At 62.7% G+C, this 23,784-nt stretch carries 14 protein-coding genes and 1 pseudogene; 10 read left to right on the forward strand and 5 right to left on the reverse strand.

The genetic code is table 11. The features are described from left to right. Positions 1-893 precede the first annotated feature (893 nt). Positions 894-1,069, forward strand: a pseudogene (locus O3656_RS08950) (IS256 family transposase); the annotation flags it as partial. Positions 1,070-1,364: 295 nt separating this feature from the next. Continuing rightward, positions 1,365-3,242, forward strand: coding sequence for a vitamin K epoxide reductase family protein (locus O3656_RS08955; RefSeq protein ID WP_500063652.1), 1,878 nt, complete (start codon positions 1,365-1,367; stop codon positions 3,240-3,242). 73 nt (positions 3,243-3,315) lie between these two features. Here the strand turns inward: O3656_RS08955 and O3656_RS08960 are convergent, their stop codons facing one another. Then, positions 3,316-4,008, reverse strand: a complete 693-nt coding sequence (locus tag O3656_RS08960) for an MgtC/SapB family protein (protein WP_500063653.1) — start codon at positions 4,006-4,008, stop codon at positions 3,316-3,318. Positions 4,009-4,223: 215 nt separating this feature from the next. Here O3656_RS08960 and O3656_RS08965 point away from each other — a divergent pair, with 215 nt between their 5' ends. The 4 genes from O3656_RS08965 to O3656_RS08980 all read left to right on the forward strand — a co-directional run bounded on the left by O3656_RS08965 (position 4,224) and on the right by O3656_RS08980 (position 9,332). Next, positions 4,224-5,726 carry an amino acid permease gene (locus tag O3656_RS08965; RefSeq protein ID WP_500063654.1) on the forward strand — a complete coding sequence of 501 codons (1,503 nt, stop codon included), beginning with the start codon at positions 4,224-4,226 and terminating at the stop codon, positions 5,724-5,726. Positions 5,727-5,840: 114 nt separating this feature from the next. Then, the gene (locus O3656_RS08970) at positions 5,841-6,473 is read left to right on the forward strand and encodes a DUF4232 domain-containing protein (RefSeq protein ID WP_500063655.1); all 633 of its coding nucleotides are present in this window, start codon (positions 5,841-5,843) and stop codon (positions 6,471-6,473) included. A 234-nt stretch (positions 6,474-6,707) separates the two neighbouring features. Further along, a complete protein-coding gene (locus O3656_RS08975; protein ID WP_500063656.1) occupies positions 6,708-7,058 on the forward strand; it encodes a hypothetical protein in 351 nt (116 codons plus the stop codon). Positions 7,059-7,232: 174 nt separating this feature from the next. Next, the gene (locus O3656_RS08980) at positions 7,233-9,332 is read left to right on the forward strand and encodes a hypothetical protein (RefSeq protein WP_500063657.1); all 2,100 of its coding nucleotides are present in this window, start codon (positions 7,233-7,235) and stop codon (positions 9,330-9,332) included. A gap of 124 nt (positions 9,333-9,456) precedes the next feature. Here O3656_RS08980 and O3656_RS08985 read toward each other — a convergent pair whose 3' ends face one another. After that, positions 9,457-12,216, reverse strand: coding sequence for a glycoside hydrolase family 66 protein (locus tag O3656_RS08985; RefSeq protein ID WP_500063659.1), 2,760 nt, complete (start codon positions 12,214-12,216; stop codon positions 9,457-9,459). A gap of 519 nt (positions 12,217-12,735) precedes the next feature. Between O3656_RS08985 and O3656_RS08990 the strand changes: the two genes are divergently transcribed. The 3 genes from O3656_RS08990 to O3656_RS09000 all read left to right on the forward strand — a co-directional run bounded on the left by O3656_RS08990 (position 12,736) and on the right by O3656_RS09000 (position 18,978). After that, positions 12,736-14,316: a type I restriction-modification system subunit M gene (locus O3656_RS08990; protein ID WP_500063661.1), complete on the forward strand. Its 1,581-nt coding sequence runs from the start codon at positions 12,736-12,738 to the stop codon at positions 14,314-14,316. Then, the gene (locus tag O3656_RS08995) at positions 14,313-15,587 is read left to right on the forward strand and encodes a restriction endonuclease subunit S (RefSeq protein WP_500063662.1); all 1,275 of its coding nucleotides are present in this window, start codon (positions 14,313-14,315) and stop codon (positions 15,585-15,587) included. The genes O3656_RS08990 and O3656_RS08995 overlap by 4 nt, the downstream gene beginning before the upstream one ends. Before the next feature lie 337 nt (positions 15,588-15,924). Then, the gene (locus O3656_RS09000) at positions 15,925-18,978 is read left to right on the forward strand and encodes a type I restriction endonuclease subunit R (RefSeq protein ID WP_500063664.1); all 3,054 of its coding nucleotides are present in this window, start codon (positions 15,925-15,927) and stop codon (positions 18,976-18,978) included. A gap of 77 nt (positions 18,979-19,055) precedes the next feature. Here the strand turns inward: O3656_RS09000 and O3656_RS09005 are convergent, their stop codons facing one another. Continuing rightward, a complete protein-coding gene (locus O3656_RS09005) occupies positions 19,056-19,607 on the reverse strand; it encodes an NAD(P)H-dependent oxidoreductase (protein WP_500063665.1) in 552 nt (183 codons plus the stop codon). 130 nt (positions 19,608-19,737) lie between these two features. Between O3656_RS09005 and O3656_RS09010 the strand changes: the two genes are divergently transcribed. Continuing rightward, the gene (locus tag O3656_RS09010) at positions 19,738-20,538 is read left to right on the forward strand and encodes a sulfite exporter TauE/SafE family protein (RefSeq protein WP_500063666.1); all 801 of its coding nucleotides are present in this window, start codon (positions 19,738-19,740) and stop codon (positions 20,536-20,538) included. A gap of 382 nt (positions 20,539-20,920) precedes the next feature. Here O3656_RS09010 and fumC read toward each other — a convergent pair whose 3' ends face one another. Together fumC and O3656_RS09020 are read right to left on the reverse strand one after the other, a co-directional pair. After that, positions 20,921-22,330 (reverse strand): class II fumarate hydratase, encoded by a 1,410-nt coding sequence (gene fumC, locus O3656_RS09015; RefSeq protein ID WP_500063668.1) that lies wholly within the window; start codon positions 22,328-22,330, stop codon positions 20,921-20,923. 77 nt (positions 22,331-22,407) lie between these two features. Further along, entirely contained in the window at positions 22,408-23,775 is a 1,368-nt protein-coding gene (locus O3656_RS09020) for an MFS transporter (protein ID WP_500063669.1), read from the reverse strand. Between the last annotated feature and the right edge of the window lie 9 nt (positions 23,776-23,784).

Below are 23,784 nucleotides of genomic sequence, written 5' to 3' on the forward strand. Positions count from 1 at the left end.
GCTTTGCGGTGCGAGAAAGTCTGGTTCAAAGTTGTTGGGGGCCAACTTTGAGGGTGGACAAAATGTGTTGGTTTTGTAGAGACTTTTCAGCATGTGTGGGCTGGGTTGCTTGCTGTGTCCGTGGGTGGCGGCCCGCTTCTTGGTCGGGGCGTGGGGTATGCTGAGCAATTTCGCACGTAATTCCCCTTTGTCTCGTTCAAATATTGAACTTGCATCGTTGGAATTGCAACGTTTTTGGCGCATCTTAAAAAGTGACCGAGATAAATTACGTGCGAAATTTGTGTGGTGATGGCCCTGGTGCCTCTCGTCCGCCGTGCCTGGTGTGCGGGTATGTTGTTGGTCGTTCCCTAATTCCGCATGCAATTCCCCTCCGATAGGGTGTCTGTTCATGTCAGTCCGCGGTGTTACGTCACTTGTGTTTTTGAATTGCATGCGACTTGTACCTAGCTCTGGTCCTGGCGGTGTCCACTGGTAGTGTGGCAGGCCCCGCCACCTCGCGGCCAAGCCCCCTTGTCCGGCTTCGCGGAGTTGATGGGTGTCGTTAGGCTTGCGTGACCTTCACATCGGCGCGGTCTGGTCGTTGAATGGTGACTGGTGTTTGTGGGTACGACACAGTTCGCTCTGCGTGAATGTTTCATTGCGCCGACCTGCACCTTGGCTTGGTTGTCTGGTCTTTGTGTTGCCCATCGGCGCTGTGGTCGTGCCCTTCGGATCTCCATGACGCCTCCACATCGGGCGGGGCTGGATGGTGATGTGGATGGGCTTGTTCCTTCGTGGATAGGTTATGAGCATCCGGATAGGTTAATAAGCTATCCGGATGTGCCTTACCTATCCGGATGTGCCTTACCTATCCGGATATGCGTGCGTGCGGCTGTGGAGGAGCTGCGTCGCTCGGGGCGTTGGATGCGCTGTTTCAGCGTCTTGATGCTGGCAAGGTCGAAATGACGGCGTGAGGGGTTGGTGCCCGCGCTGCTGAAGGAGGCATTGGAGCGAGGGGTGGTCGCTGAACTCTCCGAGCATCAGGGGAAGGAGAAACAGCAGATCAGCACTCAGGCATGCTCGAACGCGAGGGTCGGGTGCCACGGGACAGTGCCGGTGCGACGCTTGAGACAGTGGACGGTTGGGCGGCGAGGTGCCGACACCGGGGGACAGTGGCATGACCTGAAAGCAATAGCCGGGGCGCAGTGCGCGCGCCGAATGGATTGGCAGGATACGCCACGATGTGACATTCATCCGGACAATGCGTTAGCACGACCGTCCGATCATCCTCAAAGGACAAGCGCCTTGACTATTTTGCGTTTGGACGCGATAGTATTGGATGTTCGCCATCAGGAACTGCGCCTTCGGGTGCGAGAGGAATTGAGATGAGCACTATTGATCTGTCGCAGCTCACCGCTGCAGACATGAGCAATCCGGCGCTGACAGCACAGGATCTCGCCGATATCACCGCCGCTCGTGCGGATCTGCATCCGTATGTGGCGTCGCACCCGTCGCTGTACCCAGCGCTTGCCCAGTGGCTAGCCAACCGAGGTGTCGTTCCCGCGCAGCCCCCCGTGGCTCAGCCCGCTCCCGCATCTGCTCCCGTACAGCCGACTGACCCCTTCAGCCCCCAGGCCGGCGAGCCGACGGCACAAGCTGCGCCTGTTGCTGAGCCCGAACCGGTGCAGTCTGATGCGTGGGGTGCTCCGCAGGCCGAAGCTACTCCCGTGGTCGAGGAGGCTCAGCCGTCCGTTGAACCCGAGCCGGTCGTTGAACTCGAGCCGGTCGTTGAGCCTGTGCAGTCCGATGCGTGGGGTGCTCCTCAGGCCGAGGCCGCTCCCGTGGTCGAGGAGGCTCAGCCGTTCGTTGAGCCTGCGCCCGTTGCTGAGCCTGAGCCCGTGCAGTCTGATGCGTGGGGTACTCCTCAGGCCGAGGCCGCGCCCGTGGTTGAGGAGGCTCAGCCGGTCATTGAACCCGAGCCGGTCTCCGAGGAGCCTCAGGTGGCACCCGTGACGGAGACGCCCGTGGATGCGGCGTCTTCGATCTCGGACGAGGACCTCGAACGCACGATCGTTGAAGGATCCGGCGAGCGTTCCGCGGCCGAGACGGCCGCCGAAGAGAACGCCGCGTCGCAGGCTTTTGCCTACGGCCAGAATCCGGCCCAAGCTACCGGTTCTCAGCAGGGCTACGCCCAGCCGCAGTACGGCCAGCAGGCGGGCCAGCAGTCCCCGTACGCGGCTCAGAGCGGCCCCCAGGGGTATGCGCCGACCGGCCAGCAGTCCCCGTACGCGGCTCCGGGCGCTCAGCAGGGTGCTTCGACTGGACAGCAGTTTGAGGCTGCTGCACAGCAGTTCGGTGCGGCCGCGAACACGGCGTTCAACCAGTTCCAGAACGCTGTCGTCAACGAGACCGGCAAGGTGAAGGGCCGTTCCGTGCGCGCGACGTACGCGCTCATCGGTATGGCGGCGTCCTTCGTCCTGTCGATCGTGTCGATGGTCCTGCCGTTCGCGTCGGTGTACGGCATTTCCTTCTCGATGTTCGGGGCGGGCGGTTACGCCTTCTTCCACATCTTCCTCATGCTGGTCGTCCTTGGCCTGGGAGCTGCCTACTGGTTCACGAATCAGAAGTGGGCGTTCCTGTCCTCGGGTATCGCCGCGATCGTGGTCGCCCTGCTGGGCGTGCTCCAGTTCCTGAGCATTCTCGGTGAAGCGACTCCCAGCATTGGCGGAATTCTCTTCTTCCTCTTCTCGATTTGCCTCGGTGTGTCCGGCGGCATCCTGCTCCTGGAGCTCAAGAACGGCAAGGTCGCGCCGGTGAATAACCCGAACGCTTTCGGTGGCGCTTTCACCGGGGCACCCATGAACCAGCCTGGCCAGCAGCAGTACGGTCAGCAGGGTCAGCAGGGCGGCTTCCAGGCTCCGCAGGGTAACCAGCAGGGACAGCAGCAGTACGGCCAGCAGGGCCAGCAGGCCGGTTACCCGGGTGCTCAGCAGCAGGGTGGCTTCCAGGCTCCGCAGGCCACGCAGGGTCAGTACGCTCAGCAGCAGTATGGCCAGCAGGGCCAGCAGTATGGTCAGCAGGGCGGTTACCCGGGTGCTCAGCAGCAGGGTGGTTTCCAGGCTCCCCAGGCGGCGCAGGGTCAGTACGGCCAGCAGCAGTACGGTCAGCAGCAGTACGGCCAGAACCAGTACGGTCAGCAGGGCTACAACAACCAGGGTCAGCAGGGCGATAAGCCCTACAACCCCTTCGGGACGCGTTCCTGACGCGCTCGGAGAATGTAACGGGAGGGCCCGCGGCAAGCGCCGCGGGCCCTCCCGTATGTGTGATGTGGGACGTTTACTCGTCGTCGTCTTCGCTGATGTCGACGCCCGCGACGCCGTCGAGGTCGGCGAGCGTGGTCACGAGGAGAGACCGCGAGAGGTCTTGGCGCGTCGTCGCCGTGAATCGAGCGGTAGTAGCGCGCTCAGACGAATCCGTGCGGGTCGATACGCCTGAGACGTTCCAGCCGAGGGAAGAGACCTGTCCCAGCAACGTCGAGAGTACCCCGTGGCCTGGCGTGTAGTGGATGGTGAGCGTGACCTTGTGCCCGTGGGTGCGCATGAGGATGAACTGAACGAGCGGGGTCAGCAGGGCGATGACGATGAAGTGCAGGACGGTTCCCGCGAGGGCAAGCCACCACAGTCCGGCACCGCAGGCCATGCCGATAGCGGCGGTCTCCCAGATCGTCGCAGCGGTCGTGAGGCCTCGGATTGCCCCGTGCCGGGTGAGGATGATGCCCGCGCCGAGGAAGCCGATGCCCGACACGATCTGTGAGGCGACGCGCGAAGGGTCGTAGCGGGTGATCCCGTCGACGAGGATGTCTGAGAAGCCGTACTTGGAGATGAGCATCATGAGGCAGGCGGTGAGGCCGACGATGGCCTGGGTGCGGATGCCTGCGCTCTTGCCTCGGATCTGCCGTTCGAGGCCGATGGATGCGGAGAGGACGAGGGCGAGGAGCATCCAGCCGATGCTCATGAGGGACTGTGTCATAGGTATCTCCTGCGGTGGCGTGGGTGGGTTTAGTGTAACCGCCTCGTGTGTGTGAGGCGCGTGAGGGGTGACGAGGCGGTGGCGGGGAAGGGGGTGTCAAGAGCGGAACTCAGCCCCGACCTCGTTAAAGAATGAGAAAAGAATCTACCAAGTTCGACACAAGCATTTGTGGGGCTAAGATGGGAATCGACGATCGACAGATGAGGAACCCAGTCATGGAAACCCCCACTCCCGACGACATCGCCACCGATGTACAGGAGCGCTCCAATACCGCGCTGAAGCGCGGCCTGGCGTCGCGCCATATGCAGATGATCGCCATCGGCGGAGCGATCGGCACGGGCCTGTTCCTGGCCTCCGGTAGGACGGTCTCGAACGCCGGTCCGGGCGGTGCTCTCGTCGCCTACGCGGCGATCGGCCTCATGGTGCTGCTCCTCATGCAGTCCCTGGGCGAGATGAGCGCGCACCAGCCAGTCGCGGGCTCCTTCCAGACGTTCGCCACGAAGTTCGTCTCCCCGTCCTTCGGTTTCGCGATGGGGTGGAACTACTGGTTCAACTGGGCGGTCACGGTGGCCGCGGACCTCGTGGCATCGGGACTGGTCATGGCCTATTGGTTCCCCTCTGTGCCCTCGTGGTTATGGGCGGTGGGCTTCCTCATCATCGTCGTCGGGCTCAACGCGCTCTCGGCGAGAGTCTACGGCGAGGCCGAATTCTGGCTGGCCGCAATCAAGGTCGTTATCGTCATCATCTTTGTCCTGTCGGGCGTCTTTATGATCGCCGGCGTGATGGGCGACAACTCTCCGGGCCTGTCGAACTGGACGACCGGGGATGCACCTTTCCACAACGGTTTCGTCGGCGTCATCGCGGTCTTCATGATCGCGGGCTTCTCCTTCCAGGGCACCGAGCTGGTGGGCGTGGCCGCGGGCGAGTCCGAGAACCCGCGCAGGGATGTGCCGCGCTCGATCCGCACGGTCTTTTGGCGCATCATGTTCTTCTACATCGGCGCGATTGCGGTCATCGGCACGCTGTTGCCGTACACGGATCCGAGCCTGCTGAGCGCGGCGGATGATTCGGCGAACAACGTCGCCCAGTCGCCGTTCACGCTGGTGTTTGCGCGCATGGGGATCGGTGCGGCGGCCGCCGTCATGAACGCGGTCATCCTGACGTCGATTCTGTCGGCCGGTAACTCGGGCCTCTACGCGGCCTCGCGCATGCTGCACTCGATGGCCCTCAAACACCAGGCTCCCGCGATTTTCGCACGCGTGACGAAGGGCGGTGTGCCGGGCTACGCGATGGCGGTGACCACGGTGATGGCCGCGTGCGGCTTCCTGACGCAGCTGGTCTTCAACGACGCGTACATCTGGCTGGTGAACATCGTCGGTATTTCCGGCATCATCATGTGGCTGGGCATCGCGGTCAGTCATATTCGCTTCCGTCGCGCCTACCTGCTGCAGGGGTATCGCCTCGAGGACTTGCCGTATCGATCGCCGTTCTTCCCGGCCGGTCCCATCATCGCTTTCGTCATGTGCCTGGTCGTCATGGCCGGCCAGAACTATGAAGCAGTACTTCACGGCCAGGTGTGGGAGGTTGCCTCCTCCTATATCGGCCTGCCGCTCTTCGGTGTTGTCTGGTGGGGCTACCACGTGGCGCGCAAGGACCGCATCGTTCCCCTGGAAGAGATGGACGTGGCCCCCGTCGAGATCGAGCCGGTCGCTCGATAACGGGGACGAGGCCGGGGCGCGGCGGGTGGTTCACTCGAGTGCGCCGCTTGTCACCCCTGAGCGGTGCCCGGCGTGGCGGTGCGTGAGCTGCGCGCCGCTTCATAGGATGGGCGCATGATCAACACGCGACGCATTCTTGCCGTGACCTCCCTGTCGGTTCTCGCCCTGGGGCTTGCTGCCTGTTCCCCGAAGGGTGCTACTCCCGAGCAGGGGTCCACGACCTCGTCCGCATCCCCGAGCGCCTCGGCCTCCCAGAGCGGTATGCCTGCACAGAGCGGCGCGGGCCCGCAGAGCGGCGTGCCCAACGAGGGTAACCAGGCCCCCGAAGTGAACGTTGCTGACAACGATCAGCGCTGCGACCTGTCGAACCTGCAGCCCGCGATTGATAGCACGCAGGAGGCGGGCGGCACGACCTACGTCTCCCTGGGATTCACGAACGAGGGTCCCTCGTGCTGGATTGACGGCTTCCCGCAGGTTGTTTTCTCCAGCGGCGGCTCGGTGCTCTCGACCGCCGTTCGCGAGGGCGAAGACCCTGGCAATGTGTACACGATCGCTCAGGGTGGGCGCGTGGGCGTGACTCTGACGGCCGAGTCGACGGACGGCGTCGACGGATGTAGCCCCGCTGATTCGGAGCTGGTCGATATCATGTCCGAGGCCGGCAGCGGCGCGACGAGCCTGCAGCTGACCCTGCGCGTGTGCCAGGAGATCCCCTCGGTGTCGGTGAGCCCCTTCGAGCCGCTGTCCTGAGTGAGTGTGTGCTGCTGCCTCATGCGCGTCGGGTGTCCGGCAGCTGCATATGTGGGTGCGCGGCTACATGGAAATAGGTGATTGGGCGCACTACTGATACGCTGAGTCTGCTAGAAGAAGGAGCTCCTCTTCCTCGCTGCATTGAAGCGAGTCCGTGCGTGTGTTTCCTTCTTCGCCGGTCGACGCGTGACCCGTGCGCCGACTGCGCCAATAGAGATCCTGAAGGAGACACTCATGGGTATGCGTTCCACGACGCAGGCGTTCCAGTTCAACGTGCCGTTCGAGCAGCTGTTCCCGGCGGCGACCCAGGCCGTGCAGGCGGTCAAGAAGGCGACGCTGACGGGCGCGGACCCGAACGGCCGCGTGATTACTTTCGATACCCCGCTGACCATGATGTCCTGGGGCGAAAACCTTGTTGCCGGTTTCATTGTGAATGAGGAGGGCACCGTCGTCGAGGTCACCTGCACGACGAAGGGCATGCCGAACCTCATGCAGGACAGTCGTAACCGCAAGCTGATCGGCGCCTACATCACGGCGCTGTCGAACCTGGTGCAGGCGCCGTTCGTCGAGGTTGCCCGCTCCTGACGCTCCGTCTCACGCTGACTCGGCCCCGGCCTCGTCCATGAATTGACGAGGTCGGGGCCGAGTTTTGTGATGCGCAGTACAAAAGAGTGAGTCTTGTTGAGCCACTGTGGTTATCCAGTAGATGTATGCTGGCGCGCATATTGCTTCTATCAACGTCGAACTGGGAGTAATGCGATGGCGCGTGGCTACAGGGCAATTGTGGAATTGGATGGCAAGGAAGGCGCGTTGCAGACCGCTGACCGCCTCTTTCACGAGTGGGTGAACAAGAAATACCCGACGACAGGTGCGAAGGCAGGTGTGGAATGTGATGCGGAGGGGATCTACCGATTTGGGGAGCTCATCTCCAGCTGGGGCGAAACATCCAGCGTCGTCGCGACCAAGCTGACGGAGGCGTCGGAGGATAAACACTACGAACGCCAACTCCTGGAAATGGTTGAGCGTCGAGATAATGGTGCACAGTGGACGACGCGTCTGTTCGCCATGCACGCGACGAAGGAATCGCGCTATCGAGACGTTCTGTGGGTGGAGGTTACCCCTCCGCGCGAGAGCGAGTGGGATGCTAAACCTCCGCGTCTGGTACGCGATCTCATCACCGAGGGGCATTGCCACGATCGCGGCATGCCGCTGTCAGATTCCCTCCAGACCATCTCTGACGATCAGCAGGTCGAACAGCTGATTGAGTGGATACGTGATGGGCGTCGGCGCGCATCTGTCGTCGTTGCCGCTCCGCTCACGGATGGGAACGATCCAGGGGCGCGCGCGGCGGAACATCGGTGGAAAGATATCCTCGGCTTCCTCACGAAGGATTCCCTCGGGTGTGCCACCTACTTCCTTCTCACCCCCGACGCCTACCGTGAGTTCCGCACTCGGATCGGGCAGGGGTGCGCGATGCCCAAGGGGAGCCTGCGCACGTACCTTCCGGGCTTCAATCCGTCCGAACCGACGGACACGCTTCGCCACAGGGTGCTGACCGCAGGCACGCTGCTGCGCGGTTACGACGAGGCAAGCAAGCGGTTCCGCCCCGAATTGTCGGCGATCATCGCGCGAACGCCCTGCGAATACCTGTGGGAAAACGGGCTCGACAAGGAGCTTCGCCGGGCCCAGGCGCCCCTGGATAAGAAACGCCTGTCGGTGCCGACGTTCTATCCGCTGCGTGAGGCGGAGCGGTCGGTGGAACTGCTCGACGAGAAGGTGCGCCAGCGGGTCGCCGAGACGCTTTCGACAGTCTCGCGGCAGGAGGAGCAGGTCGAGGAGCCCGGCAAGGCCGCTCTCATCCAGGCGGAGGATGCCGCGCCCGAGCGCCATGCGCCTGAGGCGAGCGGAGAGGCTGTTGCGCCCGAGTCGAGGCCGCCGCGTGGACAGTCCCGGCACTTGGGATGGTACGAGCCGCTACGGCGCCTGATTCGCCGTTTCCTACCCACTTTCAATCCGCGCTCGCACACCGAGCTGGAGAGCGGAATCGCCGCACTCTCCAGTGGCCTGGACGCCATGAATGAGGCGCACGCGGAGCTGTCATCCGAGCGTGACAAGCTACGTGATGATCTCGCTGCGGCGATGGACCTGCTCAATGAGCCACCGTGCGACAGCGAGGAAATCGCCGAGCTGCGGGTGCAGAAAGGGGAGCTCGAGAGTGAGCTGCGTGAAGCGCAGGCGGAGAGAGAATCTCTCAGTAAGAGGAATCGCTTCCTCGAATGGAAGCTGAAAAACCCCGACGCGAACGACGGCGACCGCGATTTCGTTGAGGAACAGCTGGATGATAGCCCGCAGAGCATGTCCGAGCTCTTTGATTGGATGACCCAGGGACGCTACGAGTCGGTGACCAGACACGTGGTCCTGAGTGATCCGGATGGAATGATGGGTGACATCCTGAGGCTTGACAGTCTTAATGGCAGCCGCTATTGCGCAGAGTTTTGGAACTATATTCTGGTCCTACGCGACTACATGCGGGCGCGCGAGGCCGGCGACTTCTCAGGTGGGAACGTGCATGACTACCTGGCAAACCCGCCGGCCGGCTACCGCACGTGTTCTGCCTCCCGTCACAGGTCGAATGAGAGTGACACGGTCAAGGGAAACGAGAAGATGCGCAGAGAGCGCACCAGGGCAGTCCCTGTTGAGGTTGATCCGCGAGGCGTCATTGAAATGTGGGCGCATTTTGCTCCCACGCATTGCGACCAGAATGCGCCGCGTATGCACTACTACCCGGATACGGAGAGGACCCACAAGGTCTACATCGGCTACATCGGACGTCACCTGACGAACACGAAGACCAACTAAACGTTAGGGATGCGACTCGGCCCCGGCCTCGTACATGAATTGACGAGGTCGGGGCCGGGTCTTGTTGCAGCGCACCGGGGCGCTGTCTCCTCCCCGGCTGTGCCCGTGCCGGGGAGTGGGCGTCTTAGTGCCCGGAGACGTTCGTGAGCGTCCAGCGCTGCGACGCGGAGGCATCAGAGCACTGCGAGATGACCGCCTGCGTGTTCTCCTGCGTGGTGTCGCCCGGGATCGTCAGGCACAGGCCCGACGCGCGGTTCACCAGCTGACCGGAGTCGTTGCGATCCCAGATCTGGGAGTTGAGACCCGGGTAACACGTCCACATGTGCGCGACTGTGCCCTCGTCGGTGTAGCCGCCCACCACGTCGACGCAGCGGTCGCCGATGTGCAGGTGTCCATCTTCGTAGGTGATGGTCTGCGCGTCGTTTCGCTCCGCGCAGTTGCTGTTCCACACGGGGGTGCCGTCAGCGCCCTTCGGATCCTGGGAGGTCAGGCACTGGCCGAGGCTGTTGCGCAGCTGGCCGACGGTCGTTGCGGCGGCATTGTCCGACCCAGTCGCGTTCGCGGCGGGGGAGAAGACCACCATGTCCCACGAGGACAGCCAGCCCACGTTGAACGTGATGGTCGTGCGACCCTGCTCATCCGTGCCCGTCGTGAAATCGAGCGGCGTCGGGCGGCCACCGTCAGCGTCGGGGCTGACAACGAAGACAGAACCGGGGACCTGCTCGCCCTGCTCCAGGTGGTAGGTGACGGACGTGTCGCCGAATGGGAGGATCCGCTTCGCGGCGTTGCGCCAATACTCGTCGTTGCCGTCCTGATCGTCCGTACGCAGGTTGATCAGGTGCAGGGCCGTGCCCGCGTTGGACGTCATGGTGTTCGCCCAGATCGTGTTTGCGGACCCATCCGTCGAGGTCGGCAGGCCTACGCCAGCGGTCGAGACCTCGACCTGGTGCTCCTTGCGCGTCAGGTTGTCGCCGAAGAGCAGGTTCTCGTAGGCGGTGGAGATGTTGTAGTAGTTCTTCATCCACGTCTGGAGATCAGCGGACATGGAGCGTCCCGAGTTCACGAAGAACTCGTTGTCCAGCATGCGCCCGTAGTCGCCGAGCTCCAGGTGGTGCGCGCCGTTCGCCGCGAAGGCCGCGTCCGCGAGCTTGACGGAGTCCGTATTGAACTCGCGGAAGGTGATGCAGTCGATGTTGACGGGCGTGTAATTCTTATCGTTGGGTACCCAGTAGGAGATCGTGTGGATACCGGGAGTGAGCTCGACGGTCTCCGTCATGTCCTTCCATGTGTAGTAGCTGCCCGTCTGATCGAAGTGAACGTACTTGATGAGCTTCTGCTGCCCGGTCTTACCCATGTCGAGGATCATCTGGTGGTAGGCGCCGTCTGCGTCCTGTCTCGCGTATCGCGTCGTAAACGTAAACGTGCCGCCCTGACCGGCGTCGACGGTGAAAGTGACGGTGCTGCCGCCCGCGGAGAAGTTGCCAGCGTAGGCGCCGCCCGACGCAGAATCGTCGTCGGAGAGGATCTGGGCACCGCCGCTCACGCTCGCCTGGTCGGACTCGGCCTCGATACGCGTCCCCTCATCTGGAGTCACGCCCGGATGGATCGTCTTCTTAGAGTCCTTCGGATCGGGCAAGGAGATTGTGGGGTTGTAGTTGTTTGCGTACGCGGCCACGATCTGCGGCTTGTTACCGGCATTGTTGCGAGCGCTTTGCAGGTAGGACGCAACCTGCGCGTTTGTCTCGTTGTGGTCCCAGAGCTCGGTGTACATGTAGGCAGCGGACGCCTTGTTGATCTTCTCGCTGCCTGCGCCATCGGGCAGGTTGATGCCCACCTGACCGCCGACGTTCTTATACGTGTCATCAACGAGGGCTGCTAGGCCGTCGGTCAGGTCAACAGGATTGCCGGAGGCATCCTTCTTGGAGGTTTGCCCGAGCGTGTCGATGTGCGTGCCGTCGAATTTGAATTCGGTCTTCTGTGTCTTGTATTGCCCGGTGATGTAGGTGCGCCAGTCCTCGTTGTTAACGTTCATCATGAACTGGTGACTCTTGGGCTTGTCCACGCCCTTGGGGGTCGGTACCCACCACTGCTCGCCGAGGTCGCGCACCCAATAGGATCCGTTATCCTCTCGCAGGCGCCACTCGTCCTTGATGGTGTTCGTGTCGTAGTTGTCGTTTGCCGCGTACGCCATCGAGTAGGCGAGCGAACCCATGTTCGCGTTCTTCGCGTCTTGGATGTAGTCGGTGATTGTCTTCTTCGACGCGTAGGTGTCCCGGTACCACAGTGGCCACTTGTCCGCGAGGTCGCCGGTGGCGACGGGCTGCTCGTGGCGGTACTGCCAGTCGTAGTACTGCAGCGCGTTGATGTGGTAGTCCCGGCTGAGCTTATCGATGTAGTCCTGCGGCTTTTGGAAGAGGAACGCCTCGTAGGTGGTGTGTCCGTCAGTGCCTTCGGGGGCGGTGGGCTTGAAGTGGGAGAGGTAGCCCATGCGCGGGAAGCGCGTCCAGCTGGTGGAGGCGTCGATGGCGGTCTCCGCGTGGGTGCCGTCCCCACCGGTCGCGGTGACCAGGTATCCCTGGCCGTCCTCGCTCGGCGTCGTGTAGGTCCAGGTGGCCTTGCCATTGTCGACGGTGGCGTCGCCCGAGTCGATCTCAACGCCGAGGTGGCTGACGGAGAAGTGGACGGTTCCCCCGGTCGAGGCCTCGGCCGTGATCGTCGCCTGCTTACCGGGTTCGTGCGTGGACTTGTCCGTGTAAGCGCGGGTGACGTGTGCCGTGCCCGTGGCGGTGGCCGGTGTGCTGCTCGGCAGGGGTAGAGCGGTGGCGACGACCGCGGTGCCCAGCACGATGGCGGCGGGGATGGTCAGGGGATGTCGTGTCTCCATGACGTGTGTGTCCTCGAAGTTGTTGGCGGGACTGCCCGGTGGGGGAGTCATGCGCGTGAAAATGCGCCCATTCAACGGTAAAGCGATTTTTCGGTAAATTAACCGACAATATGGTCATGCTGGGTGAAAATGTCCCGCAGTGTGGACAAGTAAATTCGTGGATTGGTTGAATTTCCAAGTATTTGCCGGGTGTTGTGCGCTTGTGAGCTGCTGCGATGGTCGTTGTGTGGGGATGGGGTCTGTCGTTGTTTTCTGAAAGTGTCTAACGGAAGGGGCTTGGGGGAGTATTCTGAAAAATTGGGTTTTCTGAGTCCGTTTCGCGCGCGCTATTCTTATTGACGAGGCCGGGGTTGGGAGGCGGAGATAGCAGCCTCTCGGAGTGCGAGGGGCCGCAGATGTTGGGTCGTGCCGTAAGCTGATTTGTGCGGTCCGAACATCAGGTTGATAGCGGGCTTGCGGAGATGAAATAGACCAAGTTGGGGTGCAGCTCATGCGCTCTACGCCGGAAATGAGGACACCGTGGCGGCAGTGATCGAGCGAGCCGAGCTGCATAAGACAATCTGGCGCATCGCCAACGATCTACGCGGCAGCGTGGACGGGTGGGACTTCAAGAGCTACGTTCTGGGCTTTCTGTTCTACCGCTTCATCTCGGAGAACCTGACGGACTACGTGAACGCCTCCGAGCGCGCGGCGATCCTCGCCGAGGGGGGAACCCCTGAAGATGCCACGGCCTTCGATTACGCGACCCTCAGCAACGAGGATGCGGAAGCGGCGCGTGAAGGCATCGTCAAGGAAAAGGGCTTCTTTATTCGCCCGTCTGACCTGTTTGGAAATGTGCGCGCTCAGGCTTCCGGTGATGAGAACCTGAATGAGACCCTCTCCTACGCCTTCCGCTTCATTGAGAACTCGGCGCGGGGCAGTGGCTCCGAGTCTGACCTGCGTGGCCTCTTCGACGACGTGGATGTGAACTCCACGAAGCTTGGGAACACGGTCGCCCAGCGTAACGCGAAGCTCGTGAAGATTCTGGACGCCGTCGGCGATCTGCCTCTGGAGCACGGTGCTGCGCAGATTGATGCTTTCGGTGATGCCTACGAGTACCTGATGACCATGTACGCCTCGAGCGCGGGCAAGTCGGGTGGCGAGTTCTACACACCCCAGGAGGTCGCAGAGGTCCTCGCGACCCTCGCTCTGGATGGGCGCTCCGACGTGACGCGCGTGTACGACCCTTGCGCGGGCTCGGGGTCCCTGCTCCTGAAGTTCGCGAAGCTTCTCGGGTCGTCGAATAGCCGTCAGTATTTTGGTCAGGAGATCAACCTGACGACGTACAACCTGTGTCGTATCAACATGTTCCTGCACGACGTCAACTTCTCGAACTTCGACATCGCGCTGGGGGACACCCTGACGGAAGCTGCCCACTGGGACGATCAGCCTTTCGACGCGATTGTCTCGAACCCTCCCTATTCGACGAAGTGGGTGGGCAAGGACGACATCGCTCTCATTAATGATCCGCGCTTCGCGCCGGCGGGGGTTCTGGCACCCAAGTCCAAGGCGGACCTGGCCTTCACCATGCATATGCTGCACTGGCTGGCAGAGGATGGGACGGCCGCGATCGTCGAGTTCCCGGGCGTCCTGTACCGCGGTGCCGCCGAGGGGAAGATCCGCAAATACCTGGTCGAAAACAACTTCGTGCACGCGGTCATCCAGCTGCCGCCGGACCTGTTCTTTGGGACGACGATCGCGACCTGCATCATCGTGCTCAAGAAGGCGCGCCCCGATCACAGCGTTCTCTTCGTGGACGCATCCGCCGAGTGCGTGCGTGAGGGAAACAAGAACCGCCTGACGGTGGAGAAGCAGCAGCGGATCCTCTCCCTGGTGTCCGAGCGTCAGGCCGTCGACCATGTGGCTGCCCTGGTGTCGATCGACGACATTAAGAGCAACGACTGGAACCTGTCGGTATCCTCCTACGTCGAGCCCGAGGACACGCGTGAGCAGGTGGACATCGTCGAGTTGAACACTCGGATCGCCGGCATTGTGGAGCGTCAGCGCGAGCTGCGCGCCTCTATCGACGCGATCGTCGCAGAACTGGAGGCCGACCGATGAGCCGCCTCGCTGAGCTGATCGAGCAGCTGTGCCCGGACGGGGTGGAATATCGACCCCTGGGAGAGGTTGCCGATTTGCAACGTGGCAGCGGGATGCCGAAGAAGCTTTTTGTCGATGAAGGTATTCCTGCTATTCATTACGGACATATCTTCATGAAGTATGGCATTCATACGAAGTGTGCTGCTGCCTATTTGGCTCCTGAAGACGCGGATAAATTGACTCGCGTGTATCCGGGTGATCTGGTGGTGGCCAATACGAGTGAAAATCTCGAAGACGTGGGAAAGGGCGTTGTGTGGCTCGGTGAAGCAGAGGGGGTCACGGGCGGCCACGCGACTGTGGTGCGCTCCAAGACGGTGGATAGCGTCTTTCTTAGTTATTTTCTTCGCACTGAGGATTTTGCTCTCAAAAAACGCAAGTATTCTCAGGGGACAAAAGTAGTTGAGCTTTCTGCTGCGAATCTATCCAAAATTGATATTCCTGTTCCTCCGCTCGCAGTGCAACGAGAGATCGTGAGAATCTTGGATCAGTTCACGACGCTGGAAGTGGAGCTGGAAGCTGAGCTGGAAGCGGAGCTGGAAGCAAGGCGGACCCAGTATGAACACTACCGCAACCACTTGCTCTCGTATGAATCGCTGGCAGCTCGCGGACCGGTTGAAATGGTGAAGCTCGGAGACGTTGTCGAAATGCGTCGAGGTAGCGGAATGCCGAAATCGGCTTTCGTTAACGATGGTGTTCCAGCGCTGCATTACGGTCATATTTTCACCAGGTATAGTGTGTCAACTTCTGTTGCAGCTGCTTACGTTTCAAGGGATGACGCCAAAAAGCTCGTCACGGTTATGCCTGGTGATCTCGTCCTAGCAAACACGAGTGAAAATCTCGACGATGTTGGTAAAGCGGTTGTGTGGAAAGGGGAAGAAAAGGCGGTCGCGGGTGGCCATGCAACTGCCATAAGCTCGGATTTGCTCGATATGAGCTTTCTGAGTCACTACGTGCGAAGCGTGCATTTTTCAATGAGTAAGAGAAAACTTGCGCGAGGAACGAAAGTCATTGAACTTTCCGGTGTCAATCTGGCGAGGATATCGGTGCCCCTTCCGGATTTGTCGGTGCAACGTCGTATTGCCGATCTGCTCGACGGCTTCGACGCCCTCGTCTCCGACATTACGTCGGATCTCCCCGCCGAGATTGCGGCCCGCCGCGCCCAGTACGAGCACTACAGGGATCGCCTGCTGTCCTTCCCTGAGGAAGTCGTCTCCAGAAGCAACGCGTCTTAGAGACGTGTTCCCCTCGCGTGCGCGAGGGGAACACGAGGGCGTGACTTCAGCTTGCCGTCCACGAGTGGACTATTACGAGGCCCTGTTTTGTCGGGTTTTGCGGTCACCCCTCGGTGTGCGAGTGGCCCATGTCAGCCCTTGCCCTGTCAGTGATGGTAGCCCGTCAGACACTTCCAGGCAACGCCCAGAACCCTCCCGATGCGAGCTGCCCGGTGCAGCCTGGACGCAGATGACGGCGGGTGACGTTAGCATCGGATCAACGTCACCAGACGGGAGGGAAGCCTCCCGCGTGCCAGCCCCGGCCTCGTGAATGAGACCCGTAGAGAAAGGAACGCGAGTGTCCACCGCCGCACCTCGCCCCCGCATCGAACCCGTCGTCGTCTCCGACGAATTCACGGTCGTCGGCCTCTACCACCCGACCCGTGACGAGGAGCAGGACTACCAGAGCGAAGCCGCCCTCGAGGACGACCTCATCAAACAGCTGTGCGCCCAAGCCTACGAATACGCGGACATCCACGACTGCGACGGCCTCGAAACGAACCTGCGCGTCCAGCTCGAGGCCCTCAATGACTACCGGTTCAGCGACGAAGAATGGAAGCGCTTTTACCGTCACTCGATCGTTGACGCCCCCTCCACTGATGGGAACCCTGTCGTCGCTAAAGCCCGCCGCATCCAGGAAGACCACGTGCAGGTCCTTATCCGTGACGACGGCACCCCCAAAAACATCAGCCTCATCGACAAGACCAACATTCACCGCAACAAGGTGCAGGTGATTCGCCAGTACGCCATCGACACCGGCGCACGCTCTAACCGATACGATGTCACCATCCTCGTCAACGGCCTGCCCTTGGTCCACATCGAACTCAAGCGGCGCGGCAAAGAACTGCGCGAAGCCTTCAACCAGATCGACCGCTACCAGCGCGACTCCTTCCACGCCAGCGCCGGAGACGGACTCTTTGGCTACGTGCAGATCTTCGTCATCTCCAACGGCGCACACACCAAGTACTACTCCAACACCGTGCGCCTCCAGCACATCACCGAAAACCAGGGAACGCGCCGACAAGTGGCCGCCGCGAACGCGCGATCCTACGAATTCACCATGTGGTGGACCGACGCCGCCAACAACCAGATCCCCGATCTCAGCGACTTCACCGCCACATTCCTGGCCAAGCGCACCATCCTCGCCATCCTGACGCGCTACTGCGTGCTCAACACCTCCGGCGCTCTCCTCGTGATGCGCCCCTACCAGATCGCCGCGACCGAAGCGATCCTCCAGCGCATCAAGACCTCCACCATGAACAAGCAGACCGGGACTGTCGCCGCCGGCGGATACGTCTGGCACACGACCGGCTCCGGAAAGACCCTCACCTCCTTCAAGACCGCAAAGCTCGCCGCCGGCATGGAAGGGGTCGACAAGGTCCTCTTCGTCGTCGACCGCAAGGACCTCGACCACCAGACCATCCGCGAATATAACGCCTTCGCCGAGGGGACCGTTTCCGCCAACCAATCCACCCGGCAGCTCGCCAAACAAATCAACGACACGTCCACCCCGATCATCGTCACCACCATCCAAAAGCTCGCGACCTTCGTCAAGAGCCACCGCGGGCACGCCATCTACTCCGGGCACGTCGTCCTCGTCTTCGACGAATGTCACCGCAGCCAGTTCGGCGACATGCACACCGACATCACGCGAGCCTTCCGCAACTACCACCTCTTCGGCTTCACCGGAACACCCATCTTCGCGGAAAATGCCTCCAGCTCCGGCAAAGCAAACCTACGGACGACCGAGCAGGCCTTCGGAGACCAGCTGCACTCCTATACGATCGTCGACGCAATCCGGGACAACACCGTCCTGCCGTTCCGCGTCGACTACCTCAATTCGTTCCGCGTGCGCGACGGCGTCGATAATCACGACGTCGAAGGCATCGATACCGACAGCGCATACATGAACCCTCAGCGTATCTCGGCCGTGGTCTCCTACATCCTCGAGCACTTCGATCAAAAGACGAAGCGCCACGCCTCCTTCCAGTACAAGAAGCGGCGCGTGAACGGGTTTAACTCCCTGTTCGCCACCTCCTCCATCAAGGCCGCCCGTGCCTACTACCAGGAATTCAAACGCCAACAGGCCGACCTGCCCGAGGCACGCAGGCTGAGCGTTGGAATCATCTACTCATACGCGCCCAACGCCGAGGCTCCGGGCACCGGCCTGCTCTCCGAAGAATCCATGGACCCCTCGGCCCTCTCCCAGGACGACCGTGCCTTCCTCGACGAGGCGATCGCCGACTACAACCAGCAGTTCGGGACCAACTACGGCAGCGATGCCTCGGGATTCGAAAGCTACTACGAGAGCCTCTCCCAAGCCCTCACCGACAAGCGCATCGACCTGGTCATCGTCGTCGACATGTTCCTCACCGGCTTCGACTCCAAGTCCCTCAACACCCTGTGGGTCGACAAGAACCTGCGCGCCCACGGCCTCATCCAGGCGTTCTCGCGCACAAACCGAATCCTCAACTCGGTGAAGACCTACGGAAACATCGTCTGCTTCCGCAACCTCGAAGACGCCACGAACGACGCGATCGCCCTGTTCGGCAACAAGGAAGCGCGCGGCCAGGTCCTCCTGCGCCCCTACGGCGAGTACCTGTCCACCTACCTGGGGGTCATCGAGCAGCTTCGCATCGACTTCCCCCTGCCCATCGGATCGATCGCCTCCGAGAAGGAACAGAAGCAATTCATCGACCTCATGGGGCAGGTCCTGCGCCTGCGCAACATCCTCACGTCCTTCGACGACTTCGAGAGCGACGATACGATCGCCCCGCGCGAGCTCGAAGACTACCGGAGCATCTACCTCGACCTGTACAACGAAGCACGGGAGCGTTCGAAAGCGAACAAGGAACCGATCGCCGACGACCTCGTCTTCGAAATGGAACTCGTCAAGCAGGTCGACATCAACGTCGACTACATCCTCATGCTCGTCGAACACCATCGGGGCGAGCGCGGGGATGACGACGACCGGGAAATCCCCGTCGAAATCATGCGTGCCCTTGCTTCGTCGCCTGCACTGCGTGGCAAGCGCGATCTCATCGAAGAGTTCTACCGCCGGGTCTCCCTCAACGGGGACGTCCCCACAGAGTTCGAATCCTTCATCACCGCCAAGCGCGACAGCGAACTCGACGCAATCATCGAGGCCGAACGCCTCGGCGAGGGCGCGCGGGACTTCGCGTACGACTCCCTGCGCGAGGGCTACGTTCCCGACGAAGGAACTGGCCTGTCCTCGATCCTCCCGCCGGTCCGCCGCTTCGGTGGCGGTGGCAGCCGCGAAGCCATCCGCTCGCGTGTCCTCGACGCACTGAGGACCTGGGTCGAACGATTCTCCGGACTCGGAGGACTGTGACGAACCGGCCCCGGCCTCGTGAAGGACGAGGCCGGGGCAGAGGTTCATCTCCCGCCTAAAGACAGGGGAGGGGCAGCTCAGAGGGCGGAGACGAACTCCGCGAGGCGCTCCGCATGCTCGCGCGAACGCTTCACCATGTCCGCGCGTGCCGCCTCATCCGTGCGATTCGCGTACGACACCCCGAACAGCGGCAGGCTCCCCGCAAACTCCATCCCCGTCAGCGCACACGTCGCCTTCACGGGCGTCAGCAAGTCATTGAAATCGACAGAATCCGGCTGATAGTAAGCCTCCGACGCCCCCGTCGTCACCGACACCACCAACTTCTTACCGCGCAACGCCGTCCCCGTAGACCCGTGGCTGAAACCGCGCACAAACACGTCCTCCATCCACTTCTGCAGCAGCGCCGGCCAGCCATACCACCACAGTGGATACTGCAACACGATCACGTCCGCCGCGGCAAGCTTGTTCTGCTCCGCCTCAACGTCAAACACGTAATCGGGATACAACTCGTCAAGATGATCAATCTCGACGTCCGGAAGCAGGGACGCTAGCTCCTCCAGGATCGTCTTATTCGCCACCGAATCATCGCCGGTGCGGGGGTGCCCCGACACAACTAGAACCTTGGACATCGCATTTCCTTTCGTCGATGCGAGAAGTCTACGCCCGCCCAAACTACCGTGAACAGGGCGTACACACGGGTTTCGCGCGGGGTGAAGACGCGGTACAGAAGACGCTTCCACGCCGGACTACAATAGAGACATGGCCCACACCGATTCCCAGCCCCTCACCCTGCGCCGCATCCTCCTCGTCATCGCGACGGGCGTCGGTGCAGGATTCCTCTCCGGGCTCTTCGGAGTGGGCGGCGGCCTCGTCATCGTGCCAGCCCTCATGGCGGTCCTCGGCATGGACCAGCGCCGCGCCTCGGCCACCTCCCTCGCCGCCATCATCGTTACGGCAGCCGTCGGCTCGGGCACCTACGCCCTCCACGGCGAGGTCTCCTGGGCGGGCGGCGCGCTCCTCGTCGTCGGCGCGCTCATCGGCTCGCAAATCGGCGTGTGGCTCCTGCGCCGCCTCCCGGCCCCCTCGCTGCCCTGGATCCTCATCGGCTTCACGGTCTTCGTCATCGTCTCCCAATACCTCCACGTCCCCACGCGTGAGGGAGCCGTTTCGCTGACCCTGGCCTCGTGCGCCCTCATGATCCTGGTGGGCCTGTGCGCCGGAATCCTCTCCGGCCTGGTGGGCGTGGGCGGCGGATCCGTCATCGTGCCCGGCATGGAGCTCGCCGTCGGCGCGGGAGACCTGATCGCGCGCGGCACGTCTCTCCTCGTCATGATCCCCACCGGCATCGCCGGCACCGTCACCAACCTGCGCCATGGCATGGTCGACCTGCGCATCGGACTCATCGTCGGCGCCTCCGCCGCGGCCACGGCCCCCGCCGGGCGCCTCGTGGCCACGCTCGTATCCCCGAGCGTCGGCGCGATCCTCTTCAACATCTTCCTGCTGTCCATCATCGCCTCGACGATCCTCAAGATGCGCAAGAAGGCGCGCGCCCAGGGCTAAACGATTCCGTGTGGAATAGCGGCTTTGCCTGCGAGTTTCCCCGTTTGATCAGGGATGTCGTCTTCTGCGCCAGTCGCTCCTACGGTCACCCGGAAATTTCGCATGCAATTCCCATCCACTGCTTCGTGGGTGTCATTAGAAAACCGCGTCATTCCAACGATCCGATTTCAAAAATCAAAACAGTTGAGAGGGAATTGCATGCGAAATTGGGGAGCGGGCGGGAAATATCGTCAGGAACCCTGGCGTCATGCCGGGACATGCTGACCTCATGCATAAAACGCACCTCCACCCGCCGCACGGATACCTGCATGCACAAACGGCCCCGACCTCGAAAATGAACGAGGCCGGGGCCGAAACGTCAGTCGCGAACGCGACTAGCGGATCACTCGTCGGCGGCGCTGGGGTGCGTCATGTCGGCGGGAACGACCCACGCGTCGAACTCGTCGGCCGTCAGGAAGCCGAGCTCGAGCGCGGACTCGCGCAGCGACAGGCCCTTGTGATGCGCGTTCTTCGCGATCTTGGAGGCCTTGTCGTAGCCGATGTGGCGGTTCAGGGCCGTCACCTGCATGAGGTTGATGTCCAGGTTGTGCTTGATCTTCTCGTAGTTGGGCTCGATGCCGTACGCGCAGTGCGTATCGAAGGACACGCAGGCGTCGCCCAGTAGACGGATGGACTCCAGGACGTTCCACGCCATGACGGGCTTGAAGACGTTGAGCTGGAAGTTACCCTGCGAGCCGGCGAAGCCGACCGTCGCGTCGTTGCCGAACACCTGGGTGGCGACCATCGTCATGGCCTCGCACTGGGTCGGGTTGACCTTGCCCGGCATGATGGACGAGCCCGGCTCGTTCTCGGGGATGATCAGCTCGCCGATACCGTTACGCGGACCCGACGCGTACCAACGCACGTCGTTCGCGATCTTCATGAGGGCGTCGGCCAGGACGCGCAGCGCGCCCGAGACCAGCACCAGCGCGTCGTGCGCGCCCAGGGCGGCGAACAGGTTGCCGGCCTGCTTGAACTCGATGCCCGTCTCCTCGGAGATCTTCTTGGCGGTGAGCTCGCCGAACTTCGGGTGAGCGTTCAGGCCGGTGCCCACGGCAGTGCCGCCGATGGCCAGCTCGCGCGCACGCGTGTCCGCGTACTCGATGCCGTCGAGGGCGAAGTCGATCTGAGCAACCCAGCCCGAGATGACCTGGCCCAGGCGGATCGGGGTCGCGTCCTGCAGGTGGGTGCGGCCCACCATGATGACGTCGTCGAACTCCTTGGCCTTCTTGTCCAGGGTGTTACGCAGCTGGCGCACGCGCGGGTACATGTCGTGCAGCTCGGAGACGACCGCGATGTGCATGGCGGTGGGGAACGTGTCGTTGGAGGACTGGCCGCGGTTCACGTGGTCGTTGGGGTGCACGGGGGACTTGGTGCCCATGGTGCCGCCCGCGAGCTCGATGGCGCGGTTGGAGATGACCTCGTTGGCGTTCATGTTCGACTGCGTGCCCGAACCGGTCTGGAAGACGACCAGCGGGAAGTTGTCGTCGAGCTTGCCGGAGATGACCTCGTCGGCGGCCTGCGCGATGTAGCCGGCGATGTCGGCGGGCAGCTCGCCCAGCTCGGCGTTGGCCAGGGCCGCGGACTTCTTCAGGATGCCAAGGGCGCGCACCATCGGGCGACCCCACACGAAGGTGTTGCGTCCAATGTCGAAGTTGTGCAGCGAACGCTCGGTCTGAGCGCCCCAGTAACGGTTCGCGGGGACCTCAACGGCTCCCATCGAGTCGGTTTCGGTACGGGTTTCTTGTGCCACAGGTGGCTCCTTCGCGTAGGGCTTACGTACCCTTCTAGGATAGCGCCGTACGCGCACTGAGGCGTGGGGCACTCGTCCTAGTCATGCTCCTCATCGCGCGCGCGGGCCTCGAGATCAGCGCGGCGCAGCAGCCACCAGGCGCACGCGCACGACAGCGCGACGAGTGAGAGCGCCAGCGCGAAGGGCGACAGGGGCATCCATCCGTACAGGGCGGTGGCGCTCACGGGGGCGACGATCCACGTGATCGCGCCGGTCGCGTTGATGACGCCGGCGATGCCGCCCTGCTCGCGCGCGCTCACAGCCAGGGACGCGCCCGCCGAGTAGCCGGGAGACGCCATGCCCGACGCGACGCCCATCGCGAACGTCGAGGCAGCCAGCGCCCACAGCGACGGCGCGATCGTCAGGCATGCGAGAGCCACGAGCGCGAGCGTCATGCCCGTGCGCAGCAGCGTGCGCGGGCTCCACCCCAGGCGCGGCACAACGATCAGCTGCATGAGCATGGCGCCAGCGGCGTTGGCCAGCAGCATGAGCGCGGTGACCGAGACTGCGGGTGCGGGGTCCAGCCCACCGCGGTCCTGGACGAGGAAGCCCATCGTGATCTGAACGACGCCGTTCGCGAAGTAGATGCCGAACACCGAGGCAATCCACGGGGCGATACGTCGGTCGGTCCACCGCACGCGCGGGGGCAGGTCCCCGTCCGTGGTCCCCGCGCTGGCGTTATCCGCCACGGTCGTTGCCGTCGGTTCCGTCGGTTCCGTCGACGAGGCAGTGGCCGCCTGCTCGGGTTCCGCGTCCTCACCGGTCAGGCGGGGCAGGCGCCTCCTCGGGCCGGTGGATGCTCCGTCGCGGGGCAGCCAGATGAGGGCGATGGCCAGCGCGATGAGGACGAAAATCGGCGTGGCGTGCACGGGGCCGAAAATCCACCACGCACCCAGCGCCGACGACATGAGGGAACCGACCATGACGGACAGGTTGATCGCGCCGGAGAACGCGGACGTGCCGCGCACACGCGAGGCCTCGTCGGGGGTCACCTCGGCGACGAGGGCCTGGCCCGTCGGCGGAATCGCCGCAACGGCCGCGCCGAAGAAGGGACCGCGCGCAGCCATGATGGCACCCGCCGCGAGGAAAGCGCCGATGTAACCGGCAGCCCGCGCCCACACGGCCGCCGAGAAGAGCGTGCCCGCCGTGAGTGCCAATAAGAGCGCCAACAGGATGACGCGCCTGCGCCCCCACGCGATCGAACGGCGTCCCCAGAACTGGCTGAGCGCCGTCACCGCGGCGGCCGCCAAGGAAACAGCCGCGCCCACGATCCACTCGGGCAGGTTAAGAGCGCGCGACAGGGGAGCGATCGACACGTTGAGCATGTTCTGAGCCGTGTACGTAAACAGCGCGATCGCCACGAGCGCGCGCAGCGTCGGATTCGTCAGCAAAGGTGATGAGGGCACAGTGCATCC

Origin of the sequence: Pauljensenia sp. 27098_8_83, from assembly GCF_041432695.1 — a bacterium.
Lineage (GTDB): Bacteria > Actinomycetota > Actinomycetes > Actinomycetales > Actinomycetaceae > Pauljensenia.